General features: G+C 58.3%; 21 protein-coding genes, 2 tRNA genes and 1 pseudogene. 15 read left to right on the forward strand and 9 right to left on the reverse strand.

Annotated elements, in window-relative coordinates:
* The first annotated feature begins 50 nt into the window (after positions 1 to 50).
* The 4 genes and pseudogenes from BLU37_RS05665 (at position 51) to BLU37_RS05680 (ending at position 2,261) form a co-directional block, all read left to right on the forward strand.
* Positions 51 to 126, forward strand: a tRNA-Phe gene (locus BLU37_RS05665).
* An 87-nt stretch (positions 127 to 213) separates the two neighbouring features.
* Positions 214 to 598, forward strand: a pseudogene (locus tag BLU37_RS29415) (hypothetical protein); the annotation flags it as partial.
* A gap of 109 nt (positions 599 to 707) precedes the next feature.
* Positions 708 to 1,766, forward strand: coding sequence for a PDDEXK nuclease domain-containing protein (locus tag BLU37_RS05675; RefSeq protein ID WP_090203024.1), 1,059 nt, complete (start codon positions 708 to 710; stop codon positions 1,764 to 1,766).
* 87 nt (positions 1,767 to 1,853) lie between these two features.
* The gene (locus BLU37_RS05680) at positions 1,854 to 2,261 is read left to right on the forward strand and encodes a hypothetical protein (RefSeq protein WP_010453467.1); all 408 of its coding nucleotides are present in this window, start codon (positions 1,854 to 1,856) and stop codon (positions 2,259 to 2,261) included.
* Positions 2,262 to 2,403: 142 nt separating this feature from the next.
* Here the strand turns inward: BLU37_RS05680 and gabP are convergent, their stop codons facing one another.
* Complete coding sequence (gabP, locus tag BLU37_RS05685; protein ID WP_010453465.1) at positions 2,404 to 3,795, reverse strand: GABA permease; 1,392 nt, start codon at positions 3,793 to 3,795, stop codon at positions 2,404 to 2,406.
* 533 nt (positions 3,796 to 4,328) lie between these two features.
* Here gabP and BLU37_RS05690 point away from each other — a divergent pair.
* The 5 genes from BLU37_RS05690 (at position 4,329) to BLU37_RS05710 (ending at position 8,731) form a co-directional block, all read left to right on the forward strand.
* On the forward strand, positions 4,329 to 5,102 hold the full coding sequence (locus BLU37_RS05690; RefSeq protein ID WP_010453463.1) for an ABC transporter ATP-binding protein: 774 nt from the start codon (positions 4,329 to 4,331) through the stop codon (positions 5,100 to 5,102).
* A gap of 13 nt (positions 5,103 to 5,115) precedes the next feature.
* On the forward strand, positions 5,116 to 5,871 hold the full coding sequence (locus BLU37_RS05695; protein ID WP_010453461.1) for an ABC transporter substrate-binding protein: 756 nt from the start codon (positions 5,116 to 5,118) through the stop codon (positions 5,869 to 5,871).
* Positions 5,872 to 5,951: 80 nt separating this feature from the next.
* Positions 5,952 to 6,644 carry an ABC transporter permease gene (locus BLU37_RS05700; protein ID WP_010453459.1) on the forward strand — a complete coding sequence of 231 codons (693 nt, stop codon included), beginning with the start codon at positions 5,952 to 5,954 and terminating at the stop codon, positions 6,642 to 6,644.
* On the forward strand, positions 6,644 to 7,333 hold the full coding sequence (locus BLU37_RS05705) for an ABC transporter permease (protein WP_090203027.1): 690 nt from the start codon (positions 6,644 to 6,646) through the stop codon (positions 7,331 to 7,333). The genes BLU37_RS05700 and BLU37_RS05705 overlap by 1 nt, the downstream gene beginning before the upstream one ends.
* 186 nt (positions 7,334 to 7,519) lie before the next feature.
* The gene (locus BLU37_RS05710) at positions 7,520 to 8,731 is read left to right on the forward strand and encodes a methyltransferase (RefSeq protein ID WP_090203030.1); all 1,212 of its coding nucleotides are present in this window, start codon (positions 7,520 to 7,522) and stop codon (positions 8,729 to 8,731) included.
* Between the two features lie 304 nt (positions 8,732 to 9,035).
* Here the strand turns inward: BLU37_RS05710 and BLU37_RS05715 are convergent, their stop codons facing one another.
* Genes BLU37_RS05715 through BLU37_RS05725 form a run of 3 tightly spaced genes read right to left on the reverse strand, consistent with a single transcriptional unit; the run spans position 9,036 to position 10,547 of the window.
* The gene (locus BLU37_RS05715) at positions 9,036 to 9,638 is read right to left on the reverse strand and encodes an FMN-dependent NADH-azoreductase (RefSeq protein WP_090203033.1); all 603 of its coding nucleotides are present in this window, start codon (positions 9,636 to 9,638) and stop codon (positions 9,036 to 9,038) included.
* Complete coding sequence (locus BLU37_RS05720) at positions 9,635 to 10,081, reverse strand: GNAT family N-acetyltransferase (RefSeq protein ID WP_029533453.1); 447 nt, start codon at positions 10,079 to 10,081, stop codon at positions 9,635 to 9,637. Before BLU37_RS05720 ends, BLU37_RS05715 begins: the two co-directional genes overlap by 4 nt.
* Positions 10,071 to 10,547, reverse strand: a complete 477-nt coding sequence (locus BLU37_RS05725; protein ID WP_090203036.1) for a carboxymuconolactone decarboxylase family protein — start codon at positions 10,545 to 10,547, stop codon at positions 10,071 to 10,073. The genes BLU37_RS05720 and BLU37_RS05725 overlap by 11 nt, the downstream gene beginning before the upstream one ends.
* Positions 10,548 to 10,707: 160 nt before the next feature.
* Between BLU37_RS05725 and pdxR the strand changes: the two genes are divergently transcribed.
* Complete coding sequence (gene pdxR, locus BLU37_RS05730; RefSeq protein WP_090203039.1) at positions 10,708 to 12,111, forward strand: MocR-like pyridoxine biosynthesis transcription factor PdxR; 1,404 nt, start codon at positions 10,708 to 10,710, stop codon at positions 12,109 to 12,111.
* A 95-nt stretch (positions 12,112 to 12,206) separates the two neighbouring features.
* Positions 12,207 to 12,282, forward strand: a tRNA-Thr gene (locus BLU37_RS05735).
* A gap of 621 nt (positions 12,283 to 12,903) precedes the next feature.
* Here BLU37_RS05735 and BLU37_RS05740 read toward each other — a convergent pair.
* Positions 12,904 to 13,086, reverse strand: a complete 183-nt coding sequence (locus BLU37_RS05740; RefSeq protein WP_029531235.1) for a hypothetical protein — start codon at positions 13,084 to 13,086, stop codon at positions 12,904 to 12,906.
* A 349-nt stretch (positions 13,087 to 13,435) separates the two neighbouring features.
* Complete coding sequence (locus BLU37_RS05745) at positions 13,436 to 15,052, reverse strand: ATP-binding response regulator (RefSeq protein ID WP_408003657.1); 1,617 nt, start codon at positions 15,050 to 15,052, stop codon at positions 13,436 to 13,438.
* A gap of 97 nt (positions 15,053 to 15,149) precedes the next feature.
* Between BLU37_RS05745 and BLU37_RS05750 the strand changes: the two genes are divergently transcribed.
* On the forward strand, positions 15,150 to 15,788 hold the full coding sequence (locus tag BLU37_RS05750) for a LuxR C-terminal-related transcriptional regulator (protein ID WP_010453419.1): 639 nt from the start codon (positions 15,150 to 15,152) through the stop codon (positions 15,786 to 15,788).
* 56 nt (positions 15,789 to 15,844) lie between these two features.
* On the opposite strand, the gene BLU37_RS05755 is transcribed toward BLU37_RS05750, so the two are convergent.
* Positions 15,845 to 16,252 carry a hypothetical protein gene (locus BLU37_RS05755; protein ID WP_090203042.1) on the reverse strand — a complete coding sequence of 136 codons (408 nt, stop codon included), beginning with the start codon at positions 16,250 to 16,252 and terminating at the stop codon, positions 15,845 to 15,847.
* A 457-nt stretch (positions 16,253 to 16,709) separates the two neighbouring features.
* On the opposite strand from BLU37_RS05755, the gene BLU37_RS05760 reads away from it, so the two are divergent.
* Both BLU37_RS05760 and BLU37_RS05765 read left to right on the forward strand, forming a co-directional pair.
* Positions 16,710 to 17,105 carry a hypothetical protein gene (locus BLU37_RS05760; RefSeq protein WP_090203045.1) on the forward strand — a complete coding sequence of 132 codons (396 nt, stop codon included), beginning with the start codon at positions 16,710 to 16,712 and terminating at the stop codon, positions 17,103 to 17,105.
* A gap of 134 nt (positions 17,106 to 17,239) precedes the next feature.
* Positions 17,240 to 18,850 carry an ATP-binding response regulator gene (locus BLU37_RS05765; protein WP_090203048.1) on the forward strand — a complete coding sequence of 537 codons (1,611 nt, stop codon included), beginning with the start codon at positions 17,240 to 17,242 and terminating at the stop codon, positions 18,848 to 18,850.
* A 13-nt stretch (positions 18,851 to 18,863) separates the two neighbouring features.
* Here BLU37_RS05765 and BLU37_RS05770 read toward each other — a convergent pair whose 3' ends face one another.
* Both BLU37_RS05770 and BLU37_RS05775 read right to left on the reverse strand, forming a co-directional pair.
* Entirely contained in the window at positions 18,864 to 19,484 is a 621-nt protein-coding gene (locus BLU37_RS05770) for a LuxR C-terminal-related transcriptional regulator (protein WP_090203051.1), read from the reverse strand.
* 230 nt (positions 19,485 to 19,714) lie between these two features.
* Complete coding sequence (locus tag BLU37_RS05775) at positions 19,715 to 20,425, reverse strand: DUF3108 domain-containing protein (protein ID WP_090203055.1); 711 nt, start codon at positions 20,423 to 20,425, stop codon at positions 19,715 to 19,717.
* A gap of 256 nt (positions 20,426 to 20,681) precedes the next feature.
* On the opposite strand from BLU37_RS05775, the gene BLU37_RS05780 reads away from it, so the two are divergent.
* A complete protein-coding gene (locus BLU37_RS05780; protein ID WP_090203058.1) occupies positions 20,682 to 21,650 on the forward strand; it encodes an OmpA family protein in 969 nt (322 codons plus the stop codon).
* Positions 21,651 to 21,864: the final 214 nt, after the last annotated feature.

A 21,864-nucleotide genomic window follows, 5' to 3' on the forward strand; every position in this document is an offset into this window, starting at 1 on the left:
TGAAATCTTGCTTGACGCATCCTCGAAAAACGCTTTTAATGCGCCCCGTTGCCCAGATAGCTCAGTCGGTAGAGCAGGGGATTGAAAATCCCCGTGTCGGCGGTTCGATTCCGTCTCTGGGCACCACTAATTGATTCAGGTGGTGTCAAAATCATCTGAAAATAAAAAACCCGCCTAGTGTGGGTTTTTTATTGCCTGGAGTTTGCTAGTGGCCTCGACGTGATCGCCCACAGCTTGGGCGGCTGCGCAGTAGGGCTGGGAGAGTTCGGGAGACCTGATCCGTCACTTGGTGACGTTCGGCGCACAATTCGCCTACTGGCACGACTACGCTCCGGCTGCGCGCTAGAAGATGTTCCCCAAGTGGCACTTGCTGATAACACTCCCGACCCGCCTGTACAGCTACTTCACCGGCAGCAAGCGCAACCATCTGCGCATCAAACCTGAAGACAGCGGCGAAACCGAAGTAGGGTATTTCGCATTTTTCCATAGCCGATACCAGGAAAAGCGTTGGCCGATTGCGCTGGAATGGCTCAGAAAAGCGAAGCTGGCAGACGAGGTGCCCGGACAGCTCATCAACCCCAAGGCGGCCTTCAGATAAAGTAGAAATATCCTACAGAGCAGGGAGAATCCGGTTTTTCCACCGCAAAACCTGATGATCTGATTACTGCCATCCTCTTGCGTGCAAGCCATTCACACAAGAGGCCCTCATGAACCCCGCCATCACCCCCAACGAACCGGACACTCGACTTGCCCCGCTACTCGACAACCTGGGCGACCTGATTCGCCAAGCCCGACAACGGGCCTTGCGTGCAGTGGATACGATTCAGGTACAGACCTGCTGGCAGATCGGCCGGCATATCGTCGAGTTCGAGCAGGCAGGCGCAACTCGCGCCGCTTACGGAAAACGCTTGCTGCCAGCCCTTGCCAAAACCCTGAGCCGAGAATTCGGCAAAGGATTCGACGAACGCAACCTGCGCCACATGCGTGGGTTTTATCAAAGCTTTCCAATTTGGAACGCAGTGCGTACCGAATTGAGCTGGACCCACTACCGCCATCTCCTGCGAGTAGAAGACGAAGCTGCACGCCATTGGTACATGCATGAGGCGGCCACCCAGAACTGGACCACCCGCTCGCTGGAGCGACAGATCGGCACCCTGTACTACGAGCGCCTGCTAACCAGTCGCGACCGCGAGGCCGTGCAGCATGAAGCCGCTGCCCACATCGACACAGCTAATACAAAACCGAGGGAATTCATTCGCGACCCGGTGCTGCTGGAGTTCCTTGGCTTGCCAAACAGCGGCATCCTGCTGGAAAGCGATCTGGAGCAGGCCTTGATCGACCAACTGCAGGATTTTTTCCTGGAACTGGGTAAGGGCTTTGCCTTCGTGGCCCGCCAGCAACGCTTGAGCACCGACAGCAAGGACTTCTATGTCGACCTGGTGTTCTACAACTACCTGCTCAAGTGTTTCGTGATCTTCGATCTCAAGCGTGGCGAACTGAGCCATCAGGACATCGGCCAAATGGACATGTATGTACGCATGTATGACGACCTCAAGCGCGGTCCGGATGACGGCCCCACGGTCGGCATCATCCTGTGCTCGAAAAAAGACGAGTCACTGGTGCGCTATTCGGTGCTCCATGGCCATGAGCAACTATTCGCCAGCAAGTACAAGCTGGTACTGCCAACAGAAGAAGAGCTGCGCGCGGAACTGGATCGCGAACGAGCGATAGCCACGCAAAAGCTGCTGCGCCAGAAACACCAGTGACCTCGGCGCCTCGACAAAATGCCCTTTGGCATTCCCTCGGTTCACAGGGATAATTCCCCCCTGTCCCCTTTCAAAGCACCGCAGCCCATGGCATCCCAGAACAAGCAACACAAACGCGCACAACGGGCGAAAGCCAAGGCCAAGCAGAACCGCGTCCGTCGTACCAGCGAGCCATCTGAGGCGCTGCCGGTGGACGACGACCGGATCGATCTCGAGTCGGTCGACCTGACCGACCTGTTCATCAGAATGCGTGATGCCGAAACCACCAGCCAGCAGGCGATGTGCAGCGTCTTCCTGGAAGACCCGCTACTGGAAATCGTGCTTGAACAAGAGGGTGAGGAGAACGCAACGGACTTCATCCTGTCCGCGCTGATCGAGTACCGCCAGTGGGCTACCGAAGCCACCGAGGAGGCCGCGCTGGCCTGGATCGAGAGCCCGACCTTCCAGGCCGACTATGTCGCGGCCTCAAATGCGCTGCAGAAAACTGCAAGCTAGGGAAAAGGCGCCCTGCGGGGCGCTGAACGTATCACCGGCAACCCGGCTCCGGCCAGCCGTCATAGTCGGACACAGACCTCGTGGGAGCCGGCTTGCTGGCGATAGGGCCCTTGATCACACCAAGGGCCCCAGGACCGGACGCTTAGTTCAGCACCACACGCCCAGCCTTCTCCAGCCGACGCCGGCGCGACACCAGCAGACCCGCTGCCACCACCAGCACGCTCAACAGCCCGGTAGCCAGAATCTCCACGCGATGGGCATCCTGGAACAGCATCACCGTCAACACCGCAACGATGAACACGATCACTGCCCAGGTGAGGCCCGGGAAGAGCCACATCTTGAAGTCGATCGTCTCGCCCTTCGCGATACGCTGACGACGCATACGCAGTTGCGACGCCGCAATCACCAGGTACACCAGCAACGCGATAGCACCCGAACTGGCGAGCAGGAACTCGAACACCGCTGCCGGGGCCACATAGTTGGCGAACACCGTCAGGAATGCCGCGCCCGTCGACAGCATCACCGCCCAGTAAGGCGTGCCGCTGGCATTGGTGCGCTTGGAGACAGCCGGTGCATCGCCACGCTTGCCCAGGGAGAACAGCATCCGCGAAGCGGTATACAGCGCCGAGTTCAGGCAACTGGTTACCGCCACGAGCACCACCAGGTCGACGATCAGCTTGGCGTTCGGAATACCCATGCGGTCCAGAACGGTCTGGTAGGAACCCACAGCGGCCAGGCTCGGGTCATTCCAGGGCACCAGCGAAACCACAATGAAGATCGACACCAGATAGAACAGGCCGATCCGCCAGATCACCGAGTTGGTGGCCTTGGAAATCTGCTTGCCCGGATCTTTCGACTCGGCGGCAGCGATGGTCACGATTTCAGTTCCCATGAACGAGAACATCGTGGTCAGAATGGCTGCCAACACCGCGCCCAGACCGTTCGGCATGAAGCCGACGGTATCGACCAGGTGCGACACGCCGCTGACCTGGCTGGTTGGCAGCAGACCGAAGATCGCCAGCAGACCCAGCACGACAAAACCGATGATCGCCACCACCTTGATCAGCGCGAACCAGAACTCGAACTCACCGTAGTTCTTCACACTGAACAGGTTGGTCACCGTCAGCAGCAATGTAATGACCAGGGTGAAGACCCAGATCGCCACGTTGGGGAACCAGGCATGGAGGATCGTCGCCGCGGCGTTGGCCTCCAACGGGATCACCAGTACCCAGAACCACCAGTACAACCAGCCGATGGTGAAGCCGGCCCAGTGCCCGATGGCACGGTCGGCGTAAGTCGAGAAGGAACCGGTATCGGGCGAGGCCACGGCCATTTCGGCCAACATGCGCATCACCAGCACCACCAGCGTACCTGCCGCAGCATAAGCCAGCAGTACCGCCGGACCCGCCGCGGCAATCGCATGCCCGGAACCGACGAACAGCCCGGCACCGATGACCCCGGCGATCGACAACATCGTCACATGCCGAGGTTTGAGCCCTTGCTCCAGATTGTTGGAATTATGCGTATCGCCCATTGAGAGATTACCTGTGCAATGAAGAGCTATTCACTCCGCCCCGCGTTACCGGCAACCCTGTAAAAGGAACTCAACGGGGGCGTGTTTTATTTTTTACGCAAATTTTGCGCCAAAATGTTACAAACCCACGGCTTCCGTGGCCTGGACACCCTTTTGAGGGCTCATCGCAAGTCATTGAGATAGCTGGCTATTAGCCAAAACGTTACCGAGTCACCCAAATGTCGACTCATCAAGCGCACCAGAAACAGGCGAAAACAAACCGATCGCCCCATTTAAGAGCAGAGCAATGCCCGTTGAGCCGGTTTACCCTTCCAACACTCGGCCAAAGCTGGCAACATCGCGCCCTTTTTGACGCGACGGTCAGGGTCAAGACGGATCAAACAGGTGTTCGGTTGTTGATGGGGCGACAGACTGCTGTGCCGATGCGACAACCTGCCACGGCACCGACCTACCCCGCTCGAACCCTATGCTAGCTTGGCGCTCGCCAGGAAGGCAGCCAACAGCAGGAGCGCACTGAACAATGAGGAACGCACATGGCTGAGGCCACGCCCGCGCTTGAAATCCGCAACTTGCACAAACGCTATGGTGAGCTGGAGGTCCTCAAGGGCATCTCGCTGACCGCCCGTGACGGTGATGTGATCTCGATCCTCGGTTCCTCCGGCTCCGGCAAGTCCACGTTCCTGCGCTGCATCAACCTGCTGGAAAATCCGCACCAGGGCCAGATCCTGGTCAACGGCGAAGAACTCAAGCTCAAGGCCGCGAAGAACGGTGAACTGATCGCCGCCGATGGCCGGCAGATCAACCGCCTGCGCAGCGAAATCGGTTTCGTGTTCCAGAACTTCAACCTCTGGCCGCACATGAGCATCCTCGACAACATCATCGAGGCCCCACGCCGGGTGCTCGGCCAGAGCAAGGCCGAAGCCATCGAGGTCGCCGAAGCGCTGCTGGCCAAGGTCGGCATCGCCGACAAACGCCATGCCTACCCTGCGCAGCTTTCCGGCGGCCAGCAACAGCGCGCAGCCATCGCCCGCACGCTGGCCATGCAACCCAAGGTCATCCTGTTCGACGAGCCGACTTCGGCCCTCGATCCCGAGATGGTCCAGGAAGTCCTCAACGTGATTCGCGCCCTGGCCGAAGAAGGCCGTACCATGCTGCTGGTCACCCATGAAATGGGCTTCGCCCGCCAGGTTTCCAGTGAAGTGGTGTTCCTGCACCAGGGCCTGGTGGAAGAACAAGGCACGCCACAGCAGGTTTTCGAGAACCCGCTGTCGGCGCGCTGCAAACAATTCATGTCCAGCAACCGCTAACGGAGCAACCCGCATGCAGACCTACAAAAAAATCCTCCTGGCCGCTGCCGTCTCCATGGCCTTCAGCGCCAGCGCCCTGGCCGAGACCCTGAAAATGGGCATCGAGGCCGCCTACCCACCGTTCAACAACAAGGACGCCAGCGGGCAGGTCGTAGGCTTCGACAAGGACATCGGCGACGCCCTGTGCGCCAAGATGAAAGTCGAGTGCAGCGTCGTCACATCCGACTGGGACGGCATCATCCCGGCCCTGCAGACCAAGAAATTCGATTTCCTGATTTCCTCCATGTCGATCACCGAGGAGCGCAAGCAGGCCGTCAGCTTCACCGACCCGTACTACTCCAACAAACTGCAGTTCATCGCCGCCAAGAAAGACACCGACTTCAAGACCGACAAGGCCTCGCTCAAGGGTAAGATCATCGGCGCGCAGCGCTCGACCCTGGCCGGCAGCTGGCTGGAAGATCACCTGGGCAGCGATATCACCATCAAGCTCTATGACACCCAGGAAAACGCCTACCTCGACCTGCTGGCCGGTCGCCTGGATGCCATCCTGGCGGACAAGTACGTCAACTACGAGTGGCTGAAAAGCGACGCCGGCAAAGCCTACGAATTCAAGGGCGACCCGGTGGAAGAAAGCGACAAGATCGGCATCGCCGTGCGCAAGAAGGACGACGCCCTGCGTGAGCGCCTGAACGCCGCGCTGAAGGAAATCATCGCCGACGGTACTTACAAGAAAATCAACGACAAGTACTTCCCGTTCAGCATCCTCTGACCTGCCCCGATGGCCGGCATCCCGATGGGCCATAGCGCCCGGCGGGTGCCGGGCGTCCCCAAGCAAAGCCTGCCTTGCTCATGAATATTGATCTCTTCGGATTCGGCCCGGCGCTTGCCGCTGGCGCGCTGATGACCGTCAAGCTCGCGCTCTGTGCCCTGTGCCTGGGACTGGTGCTCGGGCTGCTCGGGGCATTGGCCAAGACCTCCCCCTACAAACCGCTGCGCTGGGTGGGGGGCACCTATTCGACCCTGGTCCGTGGCGTACCGGAACTGCTCTGGGTGCTGCTGATCTACTACGGCACCGTCAACCTGATGAGCGCCCTGGGCGACCTCTTCAGCAACCCCGACCTGGCCCTGAGCCCATTCGCCGCCGGCGTCATCGCCCTCGGCCTGTGCTTCGGCGCCTACGCCACGGAAGTGTTTCGCGGGGCAATCCTGGCGATACCCAAGGGACATCGTGAAGCCGGCGTGGCACTGGGCATGTCCCGACCGCGGATCTTCACCCGGCTGATCCTGCCGCAGATGTGGCGCATCGCCCTGCCCGGCCTGGGCAACCTGTTCATGATCCTGATGAAGGACACCGCACTGGTCTCGGTCATCAGCCTGGAAGAAATCATGCGCCAGGCGCAGAACGCCGTGCAGTTCACCAAGCTGCCCTTCACCTTCTACCTGGTGGCAGCGTTCATGTACCTGGGCCTGACCATCCTCTCGATGATCGGCATGCACTTCCTGGAAAAACGCGCCGCTCGCGGTTTTGTGAGGACCACATAATGGAATGGGAAGTCATCATCAAATGGCTGCCGAAGTTCTTCCAGGGCGCGACACTGACTCTGGAACTGCTGGGCATCGCCGTGGTGCTGGGGCTGATCCTCGCCATACCGCTGGGCATCGCCCGCGCCTCGAAGCTCTGGTATGTGCAAGCGTTGCCTTATGGCTACATTTTCTTCTTCCGGGGGACGCCACTGCTGGTGCAACTGTTCCTGGTGTACTACGGCCTGGCGCAGTTCGAATCCATCCGTGACAGCTTCATGTGGCCGTACCTGCGCGATCCGTTCTGGTGCGCGGCGGCGACCATGACCCTGCACACCACCGCCTACATCGCCGAGATCCTGCGGGGCGCCATCCAGGCCATCCCACCGGGCGAGATCGAAGCGGCGCGGGCGCTGGGCATGTCGCGGCCCAAGGCGCTGTTCTACATCATCCTGCCACGGGCGGCACGCATCGGCCTGCCGGCCTACAGCAACGAAGTGATCCTGATGCTCAAGGCCAGCTCGCTGGCGAGCACCGTGACCCTGCTGGAACTGACCGGCATGACCCGGACCATCATCGCGCGCAACTACCTGACGGTGGATATGTTCTTCACTGCCGGGGTGTTCTACCTGGTGATCTCGTTCCTGCTGGTACAGGCGTTCAAGCTGCTGGAGCGCTGGATGCGGGTCGACGCCTGCCAGGGACGGTGACGTGCCTGACGCAGGGGACTTAAAATCCCCTGCGCGAGAGAAAATGTCTGTCGATTGTGCGGGGCCCTTCGTGGATAAATCCGCCTTCCACAGGTTGCGTGCGGTACGCTGGGCCCAAGCACGCCCCCATTGTGGAAGCCGGATTTATCCGCGAAGAGGCCAGCCCTGACAACCCGGATCCCCAGCATGTCTATCATCCTCCAGGGCCCCGCCCTGCACACCCGCTTCCAGGCCCTGGATACGTTCCTGGCGGTCCACCAAGCGCTTTGGCGCCCGCGTCCCTTCACCCATCGGCACCTGCCATGGGAAAGCCAACACCCGGAACTCGCCATCTGGTTGCGCCAACGCAGCCTCGAAGAGGCCGAAACCAGCCACAACCACCCGGAGCAGCTTGCCGCCCCGGCGCCATTTCCTGCGCTCGCGGCTGAATCCAGAACACTGGGCGCGACCGGAACCCTCGACGAAACCGCGTTGCCGCCCGCCAGCCAACGCCTCAACGTCGACGTGCCCGGACGCAAGTGGCAGCAGATCGAAGCCTTCGCCGCCCGCCTCGCCTTCAGCCGCTCGCCCGAGCACTGGCTCGACTGGTGCTCCGGCAAGGGCCACCTCGGCCGTCGCCTGCTGCAACCGGGCCAGCAACTGACCTGCCTGGAATACGACCCGGCACTGGTCGCCAGTGGCGCCCAACTGAGCCAGCATCACCACCTGCCCGCCAGCCATGTCCAGCAGGACGTCATGACTGCCGAAGCCGCCCGACACCTGGACGCCACACACACACCTGTAGCCCTGCACGCCTGCGGCGACCTGCATGTACGCCTGATGCAACTCGCCAGCCAGGCAGGCTGTGGACAACTGGCCATCGCCCCATGCTGCTACAACCGCATCGGCACCGAGTACTACCAGCCCCTGTCCGCCGCCGCCCAGGCCTCCAGCCTGCAACTGTCCCAGGACGACCTCGCCCTGCCTCTGAGCGAAACCGTCACCGCCGGGGCCCGCGTACGCCGCCAGCGCGACCGTTCCATGGCCCGCCGCCTGGCCTTCGACCTGCTGCAACGCCAACTGCGCCAGAGCGACGACTACCTGCCCACCCCGTCACTGCCCAGTGCCTGGCTCGACAAACCCTTCGCCGACTACTGCCGCGACCTGGCGGCACTCAAGGGGTTATCCACAGTCGGCGAGCAGGATTGGGCACAACTGGAAGCCGCCGGCTGGCAACGCCTGGCCGAGGTGCGCAACCTGGAACTGCTGCGCGGCCTGTTCCGCCGTCCACTGGAGCTGTGGCTGGTGCTCGACCGCGCGCTGTACCTGGAAGAACAGGGCTACCGTGTACGCCTCGGACAGTTCTGCGAAAGCCCGCTGACCCCACGCAACCTGATGCTGCTGGCAGAGCGCGACTAACTGTCACATTGCCATATAGCGCCTGTGGATAACTCTGTTGATGCTTTTAGCCAGTGGCCTCTGAAAACAGCGCCTGCACCACCGATAGGCAATTGGTCATTTTTTGTTCACAACATAAATCAACGGAAAAACAGGCAGTTGCAACAGACTGAGAACAGGTTCACAAATCCGCCCGTTCAGGAGGCCAACGATCCTGCTCTTGTGCATAAACGTGCGAGCCAACGGAAATAACTCCCGTCTGAAAGCACCTCAGCCCACTGTAGGATCTGGCTTGCTGGCGATCCGCCGTTAGTAGCTATTCACCTCAATCCATCACCTTCCGCAACCCCTCAAGCAATACCCCCTGGGCCTCAATCAACGCCCGACGCACCGCCTCATCCCCCCGCACAGAGCCCTGCAGATAGATGAACCTCACCTGCCGGATGCCAATGCAATCAAGCTGCGCCGTCAGGCAAGGCGTCAGAAAATCCGGCTGGTTGGCGTTCTCCCCCTGGATGAAACCACCGGAACTGACCAGTACAAAGGTGGGCCGATCCCTCAGCAGCCCCACCTTTCTCCCCGTCCCATTGCTGCCGAAACTACGCTGAATCCGTACCACATGATCGACCCACAACTTCAGCGCAGCAGGCAGCGTGAAGTTATGAAGCGGCGTACACAGCACCAGCAGGTCGCTGCTCTCCAGCTCGACAATCTGCTGCTCGGACACCTCGACGGCCGCCGCCTGGCCATCCTGCGCCGTCACGGCCGTCGCGTAATCACGGGTCAAGGCCGGCAACGGCGCACTCCCCAACTGCCGCTCGATAACCGCCGTGATACCCGGCACACACTGCAACACCTCGGCGGCCAGCCGATAGCTGCGAGCCGCCTCGCCATGGGGACTGAAATTCAGCAACAACGCTCGACTCATACCGTACGCTCCAGGTCCTGACAGAAGTGCATCCCCTTGGCCAACAGCCCCTGCCGGAAATAGAAGCGCTGCGCCAGCGGCATATGCAGCCCGGTATCGAGCACCAGATATCGATAACCCAACGCCTGCGTATAGCGCCGTACCTCCTCCAGCAATCCGGCCCCCAACTCGCGCCGCTGCTGCGAGGCAGTCACCAGCAGATCGTCGACATAAACGAAGCGCCCATAGAGAAAGTTCTCCGTCACCCGAAAGCCGGCCAGCCCGATGACCTGCCCGTGCTCGCGCAACGCCAGCAGGCGATAACCCTGCTCGCCTTGGCGGAACACCTGCTCGACGAAGGACTGTTCGTCATCCAGTCGCGGACGCAGTTCGCGCATCAGCGCAAAACACTCGCGGCACCTGGCCTCGTTGTCGATCAGCAAATATTCCAGATCACTGCCCACGGGACGCCTCCTCATGCTCCCGGACACCGGGCGGCACCAGTCGGAACCCCACACCCACGCGGTTGAGCGCGTTCATCAGGCCGATCGCCAGGGTCAGGTCGGCCAACTCCTTCTCACCAAATACCGCCGCAACGGCCTGATAGTCCGCATCCGGAATCGCGGTCTGGTGCACCAGGGTGACCGTCTCGGCCCACGCCAACGCAGCACGCTCGCGGGCATCGAACAGCGACTCGGCCTCGCGCCACACCGGCACCAACTGCACCTTGTCGGCACTGACGCCCAGACCGAGCAGATCGCGAGAATGCTGGTTGATGCAGTAGGCGCAGCCATTGATCTGCGAAACCCGCAGGTACACCAGATCGACCAACTGCGCAGCCAGTCCGCAGCCCTGTAGATAACTTTTCACCCCCCCCAGCGCCTTGTAGCCCTGGGGTGCGGCGGCGAAATAATCGAGACGTTGCGTCATGCTCGGTTTCCTTGTGGGGTCATTGAAGAGCGGGTCCCCAGTCTGCTGGCCACAGACCTGCGCCAACAGGGCCAAGATCGGGCAAGCCGCTTGGGACATGTCCCACCACGGCAACCGGTTTGGTTAGACTGGAGCGCCTTGCCTGCCCTGGGAAAACCCCATGCCCCCAGCCCGACCCGCTGCCGCCGAACCCGGTATTCCGAAATACCTGGTGGTCTATCGACGCCTGCGCGGCGCCATCGATGAGGGTCAGTTGCGACCTGGCGATCGCGTACCGTCGGTACGCGCCCTGGCCGCCGAACTCAACCTGGCAAGGGGCACGGTCGAAGCCGCCTATGCGCTGCTGGTCAGCGAGGGCTACCTGACGGCTCGCGGCCAAGCCGGCACCCTCATCGCCCTGGACCTGCCAGCGGCGCCCACCACACCGCCCGCCAACCACCAGACGACCGAACAGGACCAGCCGCTGCCGCTCCAACTGGGCCTGCCGGCGCTGGATGCCTTTCCGCGCAAGCTCTGGGCCCGACTGGTCACCCAACGCGCCCGCCAGACCGATATCGCCAGCCTCGGCTTCAGCGATCCACGCGGCTACGCGCCCCTACGCGCAGCCATCTCCCAGTACCTGGGACTCTATAGGGGCGTGCATTGCACGCCGGACCAGGTATTCATTTGCAGCAGCTACAACGCCGTGCTCGAACGGGTCTGCGAGAGCCTGGAAATGACCGGCCAGGATTGCTGGTTCGAAGACCCCGGCTACCTGCATGCCCGGCAGATGCTGCTCAATCGCGGCGTGAGGCTGGTTCCGGTAGCGGTCGATAGCGACGGCCTGCACGTGCAGCAAGGAATCCAACAGGCACCGACAGCCCGCCTGGCAATAGTCACCCCGGCCCACCAGAGCCCGCTGGGCGTGGCCCTGAGCCCGGTGCGCCGACAGGCACTGCTCGACTGGGCACAGAAACAGTCGAGCTGGGTGCTTGAGGATGACTACGACAGCGAATTCCGCTACCGCGGCCGCCCCCTGCCCGCCCTGAAGAGCCAGGACCAGCACGACCGCGTGCTGTACGCCGGCACCTTCAGCAAGATGCTGTTCCCCGGCCTGCGCCTGGCGTATCTGGTGGTGCCACAGGCCCAGGTCGAGCACTTCGAACAGCGCGCGCGGCTGTTACGCAACCGCTGCCCGGAACTGCTGCAGGCGACCGTCAGCGACTTCCTCGGCCAAGGCCACTTCACCCGCCACCTGAAAAAAATGCGCCAGCTGTACAGCGCGCGCCGTGCATTACTGGTCGAGGCGCTGGAAGCCGTATGCGGGGCCATTCTCAAGGCGGATCAGCAGGCCGGTGGTATCAACCTGCTGGTGCGTTTGCTGATTGATGTTCCGGACACCCGCGTGGCAGAACACGCGCGAGCGAAGGGCCTAGCCATCGAAGCGCTGTCGCGCTGGCAACTGAAAACCGGAGCGGACGGCGGCTTGTTGATGAGCTTTACCAACGTCGCCTCGGCGGAACAGGCGAGCGAGGTGGCCGGCAGGTTGTTGGCGGTGATACTCGAGGTGCAGTCGGGCGATTGATCGCTTGCGGCCCATCGCCAGCAGGCTACGCAAAAATAGTCAAATATCAGGGGTTTACAGAAACCTGCCAATCGCTATAATCGTCGGCCTAACACGCCGGTATAGCTCAGATGGTAGAGCAACTGACTTGTAATCAGTAGGTCCCGGGTTCGACTCCTGGTGCCGGCACCATGTTCAAAGCCCCGCAATGCGGGGCTTTGCAGTTTCTGGGGCTTTATTTTTGTGCTTTCAGAACGCTGAAAATGTCCACATTTTGTCCACGCCAGTCTTAGGCATTCGTCAGCCAGGCCATTCTCAGGCACCGAACTGAGAGCCTTCCCCCACCATGCCTGACGCCAAAAAGTCTTCGGGACGACCTGATTCGTGCACCAGCTCGGCAATATCGTCAGGCCCGAATCAGTAGGAGCTTTTGTTAACACAGGTGTGCGTGATCTGGTTATTACCATCATTGGCGTCAAAATCAGTCACTGCCTCATTATTATCGAACGTAAAGGGTGATCACGCAGGTACCTTTCCGGACGGAGGTATCCCAGTTATTTGTGGTGACTATTACACCACTTTGCATTTCAGCGGAAATATTTATCAGTTTTGTGCATACAGATGCTTGCCATGAAATAAGCCATATCATGGCAAGTACAAGAACACTGACTCGAAGAGTCCTGGCGATATTTACCCTATCGCTTATGAACTCGCCGGGACGTTGCCTGACGTCACCTGCAACGGCCCGGCGATTTGGCTTGCGATGGAGTGGCTAAAATGTTCCTTCACAAGCGCAAAAAGGACCTGGACAAATCAACCATCGCCTCCGCCCCCGCAAGCAATCAGCTCAATAAGCCCCATTTGATACCACTTATTCTGGCAACTCCATCCATGTTCAAAAGTGAAGGCACTGGCCGTGCTGCTGAACGCAAGGCCCATTGAAAGAGCCAGCGCAACTCCAATGGTCGAGCCTAATTTCCTCATGTTGCTTTTCATAGAAACTCCTTCTATCACTTGATCGCTGTTCGGTCCGAGCAGGTCAAGGGCGCGGTTGTCAAAGCCAACCATCGGTCCTGTGACTGTGGACCCTCTTATGCTTAATTGAACTGCATCTAAATCAAGACAGCGGAGGGCCGAGTAACACTGAAACAATATTGACCCAGCGAAGCACACCCCTCACGCCCATTGGATGATAGGCAGCCAACAACATCAATACGACAAGTGACCTATCACCTCGCCGTAAAGAGCCAGGTAAATCACAAGACGATAGGTCCGTGCGCTAATGATATAAGTGCACCGCACATACCCTCGTATTCAGATATATCTGGGCACGGATGTCCTTCTGCTAACCAATCTCTCGGGTGAAATGCTTGGTCAGTTCGAGCAAGGTCACTCGTAATTCGGGCGGACGCACGGGTTTGGAGAGGATCGAGATATTCATATGGGTCAAGGTACTGCGGATACGCTCGATTTCATGACCGGTCATGATCATCGCCGGGACTTCCCAGCCACGCTGTTCGCGAATTGCGGCGATACACTCGGAGCCTGAAATCTTCGGGCCCAGATCGTAGTCGGCAATAATGATGTCGCACTCCGTCGTCACGTTCAGTCCATCGCTGTGACTTTCTACCTCACATCCCCATTTTTCCAGCAAGGCCGAGGTCGCCATAAGCACATTGGAATCGTCCTCCACCAGACACACTCGCAGGCCCTGCAGGCGGCTTTGAGTGGCCGCCGGCCGTTGGGTCTCGGTGCGTGGCATGATGCGCTCCAGCCCCTGGATCGTGGCGCGAGTGCCCTTGCCGAGTCGGGAGTCCAACTGGATATCCAGATTGATCAACTGGCTGATACGCTTGACGATGGACAAGCCCAACCCCAGGCCCTCGACATCCTTGTCACGTGCATGGCGTACCCGATAGAACTCTTTGAACACATTCGGCAAATGTTCGGCGGAAATCCCACGTCCCTTGTCGTAGATAACAATGGCCAGGCTTTTGCCTCTGGGACGCACACCGATCAATACCCGCTCGCCGGACGCGTATTTGAGCGTATTGGACACCAGGTTCTGCACCATGGTGGTCAATAGCCCGGCATTGACGTCAACCCAATGCCGACAAGGGCGCAGGCGCAGTTCAACCCCGGCCCATCGTGCCGCTTCGGTGTTCTGTTTGACGACATCCTGCAGCAGCGCGTCCAGGTTCACCGGCTCCGATTGCGGTTCCAGCTTTCCGTTGTCGAGGGTGTAGATATCCAGAATCGAACGGAACAGCTGGGAGACGGTATGCAGCGAGCGATCGATGTTGTCCACCAGCCGCAGTTCTTCACCGTCCAGATTCGCATCACGCAGGCACGCGGTGAACAGGCCAATGGAGTGGATCGGCTGGCGCAGGTCATGGCTGGCCTGGGCCAGAAAGCGTGATTTCTCCTGGTTGGCGGCGATCGCTTCTTCCGACGCGATGCGCGTACGTTTGAGCAGAATATGGGCGTAGGCCGGCACCACGATGGTAGTCACGATCAGCATGAGGAACATATAGGGCTGACCACGCCAGAAAGGTGTCATCACGAAAATCATCACCAGCATGCTCAGCGCGATGAGGGTCGCGGCGGCCAGATAGCGCGAGCCGAAGCGCATGCCATTTCCCAACGTAACCCAGAGCAAGGCGGCGTAAACCGGTAACGCACCTTCTCCGCCAACGACCATGGCGAAAGCGATACCACTGTAGTCATGGGCCATGGCGAACAATCGGCGCCAGAAAAAGTGCCCTGGCCAGCGTTTTATCGCCATACGTAGAGGCACTGCCACGCTGATGAAAAACGCCATGTACCACATGATCGGCACATAGGTGGCGAAGTCACTGGAAGGAAGCAAGGCCACCACAAAAATGTACAACGAAGCACAGGTGCTGACGGTCAACCGCAACGTCGCCTGATCCAGTTCGCTGTTCTTTTCCGTCATGTTCATCACGATTCTCCAGCGTGAAAAGCTGCTTCAAATTTGAAACCAGGCGTTACAGTTTGCGTTACGATGCCCCAATCTGGAGGTGAGATGGACCTTGAGCATGACGCACAGAATAATAGTGGCAGATGACCACCCTCTGTTTCGCGAAGGTATGCTGAGAACCATTGAGCGGCTGATACCGACAGCAATGGTAGAGCAGGCGGGCAACCTGGATGAAGTGCTGACATTGGCGCGATCCGGCGCAGAAGTCGATTCGTTGATTCTGGATCTGCGCTTTCCTGGCATCACGTCCGTGCAAGTCATCGGGCAACTGCGCAATGAGTTCAAACGGACTTCGATCATTGTCGTGTCGATGGTCGACGACCTCGACGTTATTTCTCAGGTCATCGCACAAGGCGCTGATGGATTCATCGGCAAAAATGTTGACCCGACAGGCATTGCCGAAGCCATCATGGCGATTCGTGAAGGCGAAGTGGTGGTCAGATACAATCCTGAAAATCCGCTCCTTGACCCCAGACTTTCCTCGCTCACCGCCCGCCAAAAGCAAGTGCTCGGCCTGATCGCAGCCGGCAAGACCAACAAGGAGATAGCCAAGCAACTGGACATCTCTCCTTTCACCGTACGCATCCATGTTTCCACAGTGCTTAAATCCTTGGGCGTGCCCACCCGTGCGGCCGCAGCGGCTCAATTCAGTAATTTTCCCGGCATCAGCGGGTGGCCGGGAAAATTCGATACTTGAGTCACGCCACGGTGCAATTATCAAGGGGAGCAGGCTCTTGCTGCGCAGCACCTACGTTACAGCGTGGGTTGAGGCACGGGGGTGTTACCAGGGATCAACTTGGCGCCCTTGGGCCGCTTCGGACAATCGCCGGATGAGTACCAGCGGGTCACCACGCCCTTTTCAATCATGAATCGCTGTTCGCAGCGAGCATAATCAGGTACGTAGCCCCATTCCATGGAGTGGCTGCCGTTTGTAAGCCACACGTAGTCATAACCGATGATTTTCGAGTTGCCATCACTTAGCGCATGGCTGTTTTTGGGCGCGCCCCATGATGTCACCAACTCATCTTCCGAGGCGCCTACCCACGACGCAGTAATGTCCGATGTCGTTTGATAACGCTGATTCATGACCAGATTGCTCAGGGGCGAACCTGCACACCCACACAGCATCAAAACAGATAAACCGGCGAACCATAACTTCATGTTTTCGACTCCATTCATACGGCCTCAATCATGCATGCTTAATACAATCACACGAGCAACTCATTACAATCACTCAAGCCACTACCGGGTATCACACCATGCTAGACGAGTGGGTATTAGCCGCCTATAGCACATTTGTGCTATAGCATCGATTCAGACTGCCCCCTAAGCTGTACACGCTCGACAAAGTCTTGAAAACAGCGAGTCAGAGCGTACACCGAAACCGACTCCAGTTTTAAGCCGAAGTGCACCACGCATTTATCTGCCATGAACTTCAATGGGTCGGCCAATCACACTACGCTGGTCAACTTTTCGTGCAGCCGGTCGGAATGGAACAGTCCTGAACATAACTCAAGGTAAGTCTATGTGCTTAAAATATGGAAAAATACTTAGCATCGGATTCACACTTTGCCTGCTGACCGGCGTCTTGGGAGGCTGCGCAAATACTGGAGACTTGATGACCTCCTTGAACCCCGGGGCACAAAAATACGATGTCGCTTACCTGAAGAAAACCATCATTCCGGGTAAAACCACGAAGAGTCAGGTACAGCAATTGTTCGGCGCTCCGGCGGAAGAGCAACTGGATGCCACGAGTAAAAGTAACGGATCCAACTGGACCTATGATAAAAACGAAGAAGGTCTGGAAAAATACATGACCCTGGCCCACAAATATGTCTCGACCGAGACAAGCCTCAAGATGTACGACGCGTCATCGCAGGTGTCCAAGGCCCAAGGCGTCGCCAATGATGTCGGCAGTGTGACCGGCACTAAAAAAGCTCAAAGCCAAACCAAGGGCTCGCGACTGATCATTTACTTTGTGAATGACGTAGTGGACTACTACAGGCTTTACTGACGTACTCCACTTCTGATAAGACCGCAGTGTCGTTTGCTGCCTGAACACACCAACGTACGCCGAACGGTGCGCTTTTCGATCTCAAGGGGGCGGCATCCAGCGATGCCGCCCCCACGTTCCATGAGGTTGATAGTGTGGAAAAGAACAGCGAACTCAACCAGGCAAGCCTGCGCCTGACCGTCAGCACCTGTGCGTTGCTGTATATCCTCGTACTCACCGCCTTACGCCCTGGCGATACCGCGACCTACATGCAGATCATTGCGTATATATCGACGTTCATCATTGCGTCGATATTCCTGCGCATGGCAATCAAGCGCTGGCCGGGGCACTTCTTTTGGCGGCGCCTGTTTTCCATGCTTCATGACTACACCGGTATCGCTTTCGCCATGGTAATGGGAGGCGAAGGGGCATTGCCCATTTACGCAGCGCTGCTCTGGGTCACGCTGGGAAATGGCATGCGCTTCGGCTCACACTATCTGGCCCTGGCAACCGTGATCGCGTTGTCCACCCTTGTCGTCATCTTCCTGCTCAATCCGTTTTGGCGCGCGCAGCCCTATATGTTCCTCATGCTGATCGTGACCACCATCGTGGTACCGGCCTACGCGCATATCCTGCTCAAACGTACGCGCATCGCGTCGGAAGAAACGATCGCCGCCAACCAGGAAAAGTCACGCTTTCTGGCCCAGGCCAGCCATGACCTGCGCCAGCCGATTCACTCCATCGGTCTGTTCACCGCGTGCCTGCGCGACGCGAACCTGGGCAGTGAAGAACTGCGGCTGGTGGACAACATCGATCGCTCGCTGCATACCGTCTCCCAGCTGTTTCGTTCGATTCTGGATATCTACACCCTCGACAACGGAAAGCTGGAACCGCAATCGGAACCGGTGAATCTGGGCGCGCTGCTGCGGGATGTCGTCAAACAGAACACCGAAGCGGCGCGATGGGCCGGGGTTGAACTGCGCCTGCGCCCTTGTCGGCATTGGGTTGACGTCAATGCCGGGCTATTGACCACCATGGTGCAGAACCTGGTGTCCAATACACTCAAATACGCGCCCGGCCAGCCGGTACTGATCGGAGTGCGTCCCAGAGGCATGGACTTGGCCATTGTTATCTACGACAAGGGGCGTGGCATCGCCGCCGAGCACTTGCCGCAGGTGTTCAAGGAGTTCTACCGGGTGCGACACGCTCGGGACAAAGATGTTGAGGGTCTGGGGCTTGGCCTGTCCATCGTCAAGCGCATCAGTCAGTTGATCAATGTCGATGTGCATATCCGCTCCACTCCCAACCGCGGCACCCAGGCGGCAATCACCGGCTTGAAACACGCAGCCCCCAAGGTCATGCCTCCGCAGATGAAAAGCAGCCAGGAGCGCCTGAACGGCTTGAGGATATGCCTGATAGAAGACGACGCCAATGTGTTGATGGCCACCAAGGCCCTGCTGGAGAAATGGGGCTGCGTCGTTGAGACTCACGGTGATGGGGATGACCTGTCCAGTGATTGCGACATCATCATTGCCGACTTCGACCTGGGTACCAAGGTCTCGGGGTCTGAGTGTATCGCGGCAATACGCGAGCGCCGTGGCCTGGAAGTCCCGGCCTTGGTCATCACCGGACACGAAATCGAGCGTATCCGCCAATCACTGCACACACTCAATATCTCGGTGCTGGCAAAACCCGTGCGGGCGCCGGAACTGCGTACCGTATTGTTTGAACAGGTAAAGTCCATCGAGCGCAGTGTGAACTCATAGATCATTCACTGACCTAGAAGGTGTAACGCCCTGCGAAGCGCGCAGCGGCGACCGCTCTATTCGGTACGTTCAACACACGTATCAGCGAAGAGACATGAACCCGCACCGTATAGGGAGATATTTCCAGTTCAGCGGCAATTTCCTTGTTGGTTTTACCTTGCGCTATCAGGCGCCAGACCTCCCTCTGCCTCGATGTCAGTTTACTCACCGCGTCATCACCTTCGAATGCAGGTGATTCGGCAGGCTCGTACTTGATTACTACTTGGCCATCAAGAATATCGTTGATAGCGTCACGTACCTCCTCGGCTGGAATATTCTTGCCAATAAATCCGTTGACGCCAGCATCCATCACACGCGCAATCACCATGCCATCATCGATGGCCGAGACAACAATGATTGCAGTAGAGCCTCTTTCCCTACACAGTTGCGCAAGCGATTCCAGGGAGCATAGTCCCGGCAATCGTACTTCTATAAACAACAGGGTGACAGGCTGCCAGCACTCTAGGATAATTCCGACTTCTTCAAAATTTCCCGCCTGCTTTATCTGTGCTTCAGGTATTAAATATTCCAGCAGCCCTATCATTCCCTCTCGATAAAGCGGGTGCTCGTCTGCCACGATAATTCGGCAACTCATATCAGGAAGCACAACCCGTTCAGATCAATGAAAACAAGCGCAGATCATGTCCGAGTCATGCAAGTTATGATATAGAACACCTGAACTAGTACATCTGTACTACGAACTTAAATGCACCGGAGCATTAACCAGTATCTGCTCAATACAACGCTGCCACACCCGGCGTTAGTGCATCTGTTACTCGGGAGAACAGGGCTATCCTCCTTCTCCCCGCCTGACGACAAAGATGCCTAGTTGGTCCGAGTCTCATAGCGCATCTTGACCACCTCAACCACTCGATCCTGCCCATCCCTGCCGGAAGGACTGACTGACTTGATTGACTGCCCCCGGTAGGGCCCCTCGGCCGCAAACCAGTTCTGCACCATGACCTTCTGTTTCGGTTCCTTAGCGGATGCAGGCCCCGTGGAAATTTCATTGGTGAAGCGACAGGTCTCGAAGGTCCCGAGTGGCGTCTTGATCGTTTCGCGGCCGTTGTAGGTCAGCTTTTCTGTTACCTCGAACTCAAGCTTGACGCCGCTGCTGACGACCTGGCTCTTGTAACTCACGGTGACTGTCTGCCCCGGTTGCAAATCCAGAGGCGTGGCGGGAGGAGGATTGTAGAGGGTCGTGGTCAGTGAAGCGCCAGCGCCGTGCCGATCACCATAGCGAATCAACTGACCGTCCTTGATTTGCGCAAAGGTAGTCGTGAGATACATCGGCGAATTGTTCATGAACGTCGTGTGCAACGACGCCACCGGACTGGTCCCTGCAAAGTCTTCACGGCCAAGCGTTTCAGTTTTATTGCGACTGGTTACCGGCGACACGTTGTCACGACTCTCATACTCCACCACGGTGCCGGCCTGGAAATCCGCTTCATTGATGCACGCCGCAGAGGAGACCGTAGCGCCCAGCGCCGCAGCGGCCCAGGTAGAACCCGCGAGAGTCAAAGAGCTCAAGACCATTTTTCCAGTGGTTATACGTTTCAAAAAACACATCCTTGTTCAAGTTTGATGAGGGAGGATTAATAACGTCGCGCTGAACGCAGAGGGAGGATTAACAGCGCAGCAACTGTGGTCCAACGCTAAAGCGCTAGGCAATAGGGCAGCTGTGCTATTGCGTTATCTTGAGAGCGCCGGTTTTATAAGATGCTGATCACGGCAGTGTTATTTATCGGTTCGGCACTGACATCCTGGCTGCAAGAGACATTGCGGAAGAACAATGACTTTATTGAAAAAAACAGCAACGGCGACCTTGGCGCTAGCCATCACTCTGAGTCTGGGCATTCAAGTCCTGCAACCCGTACAGGCAGCAGAGAACCCGATATTCGAGGCATCCCGCCTGCCCGTGTCAGATGTGCCGTTGGGAGCCTTCCCCTACATCGCGCTTCCAGACGGCTATGTCATCGCAACGACGCCCGATGTCTCCGACTTCGATCAGGTCCCTTTCTGGACCGGCGATCATCTTGAGGTAGTGGAAGGCAAGGTCTGGTCGACACATATCGACGCCGTGCAGGGCAAGGCATTCTCCGACCTGGAATTACAGCGCAACCTTGAAGCAGTGGTGTCCTCCTTGGGTGGCAATAAAATCTTCGACGGCAAGATTCCGGAAGATGCAGGCCAGAAAATCAAAGAATGGCCTCGGGACTTCGCGCTCAAATACAACAGTGGCTTGGGCGACATATGGAACAACGCCGCGCAAGTGTTTGTTATCCATCGCGCAGACCGCGAAATCTGGATTCATCTGTGCACTTACCCTTTTGGCGGCGGCCTACTGATTGCCGAAACCAAACCGCTCCAAATAACGGCCAGCCTGTTACCGGCCAGTGAGCTGAAAACACAGCTGGATAAAACCGGCAAGGTGGCATTGCATGTCAATTTTGCTACTGACCAGACCCGCATACTTCCTGATTCGCAGCCACAGATCGAGCAAGTGGTGATGCTACTCAAGCAAAATACATCGTTGAGACTGGCCATTAATGGCTACACCGATAACACCGGTGATCCCGCCCACAACAAGACACTCTCTTACGGTCGCGCCAAGGCCGTCGCCGATACCCTCACCGCCAAGGGCGTCGATGCGGCAAGGCTATCTGCTGCCGGCTTTGGCGATGCTGAACCGGTGGCCGACAACGCCACCGAGGCAGGTAAAGCGAAAAACCGCAGGGTCGAGCTGGTCAGACAGGACTAAGCCGGCGCTCCAACGCCGACCTGTAAGAATGAGCGCCCAAAGCAGCCGGCGGTCTCATTTACAGAATCACCTGCCGGAGCGACATGAAGCCGCAATGTCGCTGGAAAACGGTCAATCCACCGACTCGAGGTCTTTCACCTCCACCGAGAACCGCTTTCCCACAGGATCCACTTCACATATCTGACTGTTCACCCGTGCCAGCAATTTACTCCCG

The organism is Pseudomonas asplenii, from assembly GCF_900105475.1.
Taxonomy (GTDB): domain Bacteria; phylum Pseudomonadota; class Gammaproteobacteria; order Pseudomonadales; family Pseudomonadaceae; genus Aquipseudomonas; species Aquipseudomonas asplenii.

Bases quoted from the DNA above. Each gene is read 5' to 3' on its own strand.
- BLU37_RS05675 (WP_090203024.1), top strand. From the start codon at position 708: ATGAACCCCGCCATCACCCCCAACGAACCGGACACTCGACTTGCCCCG.
- BLU37_RS05680 (WP_010453467.1), top strand. From the start codon at position 1,854: ATGGCATCCCAGAACAAGCAACACAAACGCGCACAACGGGCGAAAGCC.
- gabP (WP_010453465.1), bottom strand. From the start codon at position 3,795: ATGGGCGATACGCATAATTCCAACAATCTGGAGCAAGGGCTCAAACCT.
- BLU37_RS05690 (WP_010453463.1), top strand. From the start codon at position 4,329: ATGGCTGAGGCCACGCCCGCGCTTGAAATCCGCAACTTGCACAAACGC.
- BLU37_RS05695 (WP_010453461.1), top strand. From the start codon at position 5,116: ATGCAGACCTACAAAAAAATCCTCCTGGCCGCTGCCGTCTCCATGGCC.
- BLU37_RS05700 (WP_010453459.1), top strand. From the start codon at position 5,952: ATGAATATTGATCTCTTCGGATTCGGCCCGGCGCTTGCCGCTGGCGCG.
- BLU37_RS05705 (WP_090203027.1), top strand. From the start codon at position 6,644: ATGGAATGGGAAGTCATCATCAAATGGCTGCCGAAGTTCTTCCAGGGC.
- BLU37_RS05710 (WP_090203030.1), top strand. From the start codon at position 7,520: ATGTCTATCATCCTCCAGGGCCCCGCCCTGCACACCCGCTTCCAGGCC.
- BLU37_RS05715 (WP_090203033.1), bottom strand. From the start codon at position 9,638: ATGAGTCGAGCGTTGTTGCTGAATTTCAGTCCCCATGGCGAGGCGGCT.
- BLU37_RS05725 (WP_090203036.1), bottom strand. From the start codon at position 10,547: ATGACGCAACGTCTCGATTATTTCGCCGCCGCACCCCAGGGCTACAAG.
- pdxR (WP_090203039.1), top strand. From the start codon at position 10,708: ATGCCCCCAGCCCGACCCGCTGCCGCCGAACCCGGTATTCCGAAATAC.
- BLU37_RS05740 (WP_029531235.1), bottom strand. From the start codon at position 13,086: ATGAAAAGCAACATGAGGAAATTAGGCTCGACCATTGGAGTTGCGCTG.
- BLU37_RS05745 (WP_408003657.1), bottom strand. From the start codon at position 15,052: ATGAACATGACGGAAAAGAACAGCGAACTGGATCAGGCGACGTTGCGG.
- BLU37_RS05750 (WP_010453419.1), top strand. From the start codon at position 15,150: ATGACGCACAGAATAATAGTGGCAGATGACCACCCTCTGTTTCGCGAA.
- BLU37_RS05755 (WP_090203042.1), bottom strand. From the start codon at position 16,252: ATGAAGTTATGGTTCGCCGGTTTATCTGTTTTGATGCTGTGTGGGTGT.
- BLU37_RS05760 (WP_090203045.1), top strand. From the start codon at position 16,710: ATGACCTCCTTGAACCCCGGGGCACAAAAATACGATGTCGCTTACCTG.
- BLU37_RS05770 (WP_090203051.1), bottom strand. From the start codon at position 19,484: ATGAGTTGCCGAATTATCGTGGCAGACGAGCACCCGCTTTATCGAGAG.
- BLU37_RS05775 (WP_090203055.1), bottom strand. From the start codon at position 20,425: ATGGTCTTGAGCTCTTTGACTCTCGCGGGTTCTACCTGGGCCGCTGCG.
- BLU37_RS05780 (WP_090203058.1), top strand. From the start codon at position 20,682: ATGACTTTATTGAAAAAAACAGCAACGGCGACCTTGGCGCTAGCCATC.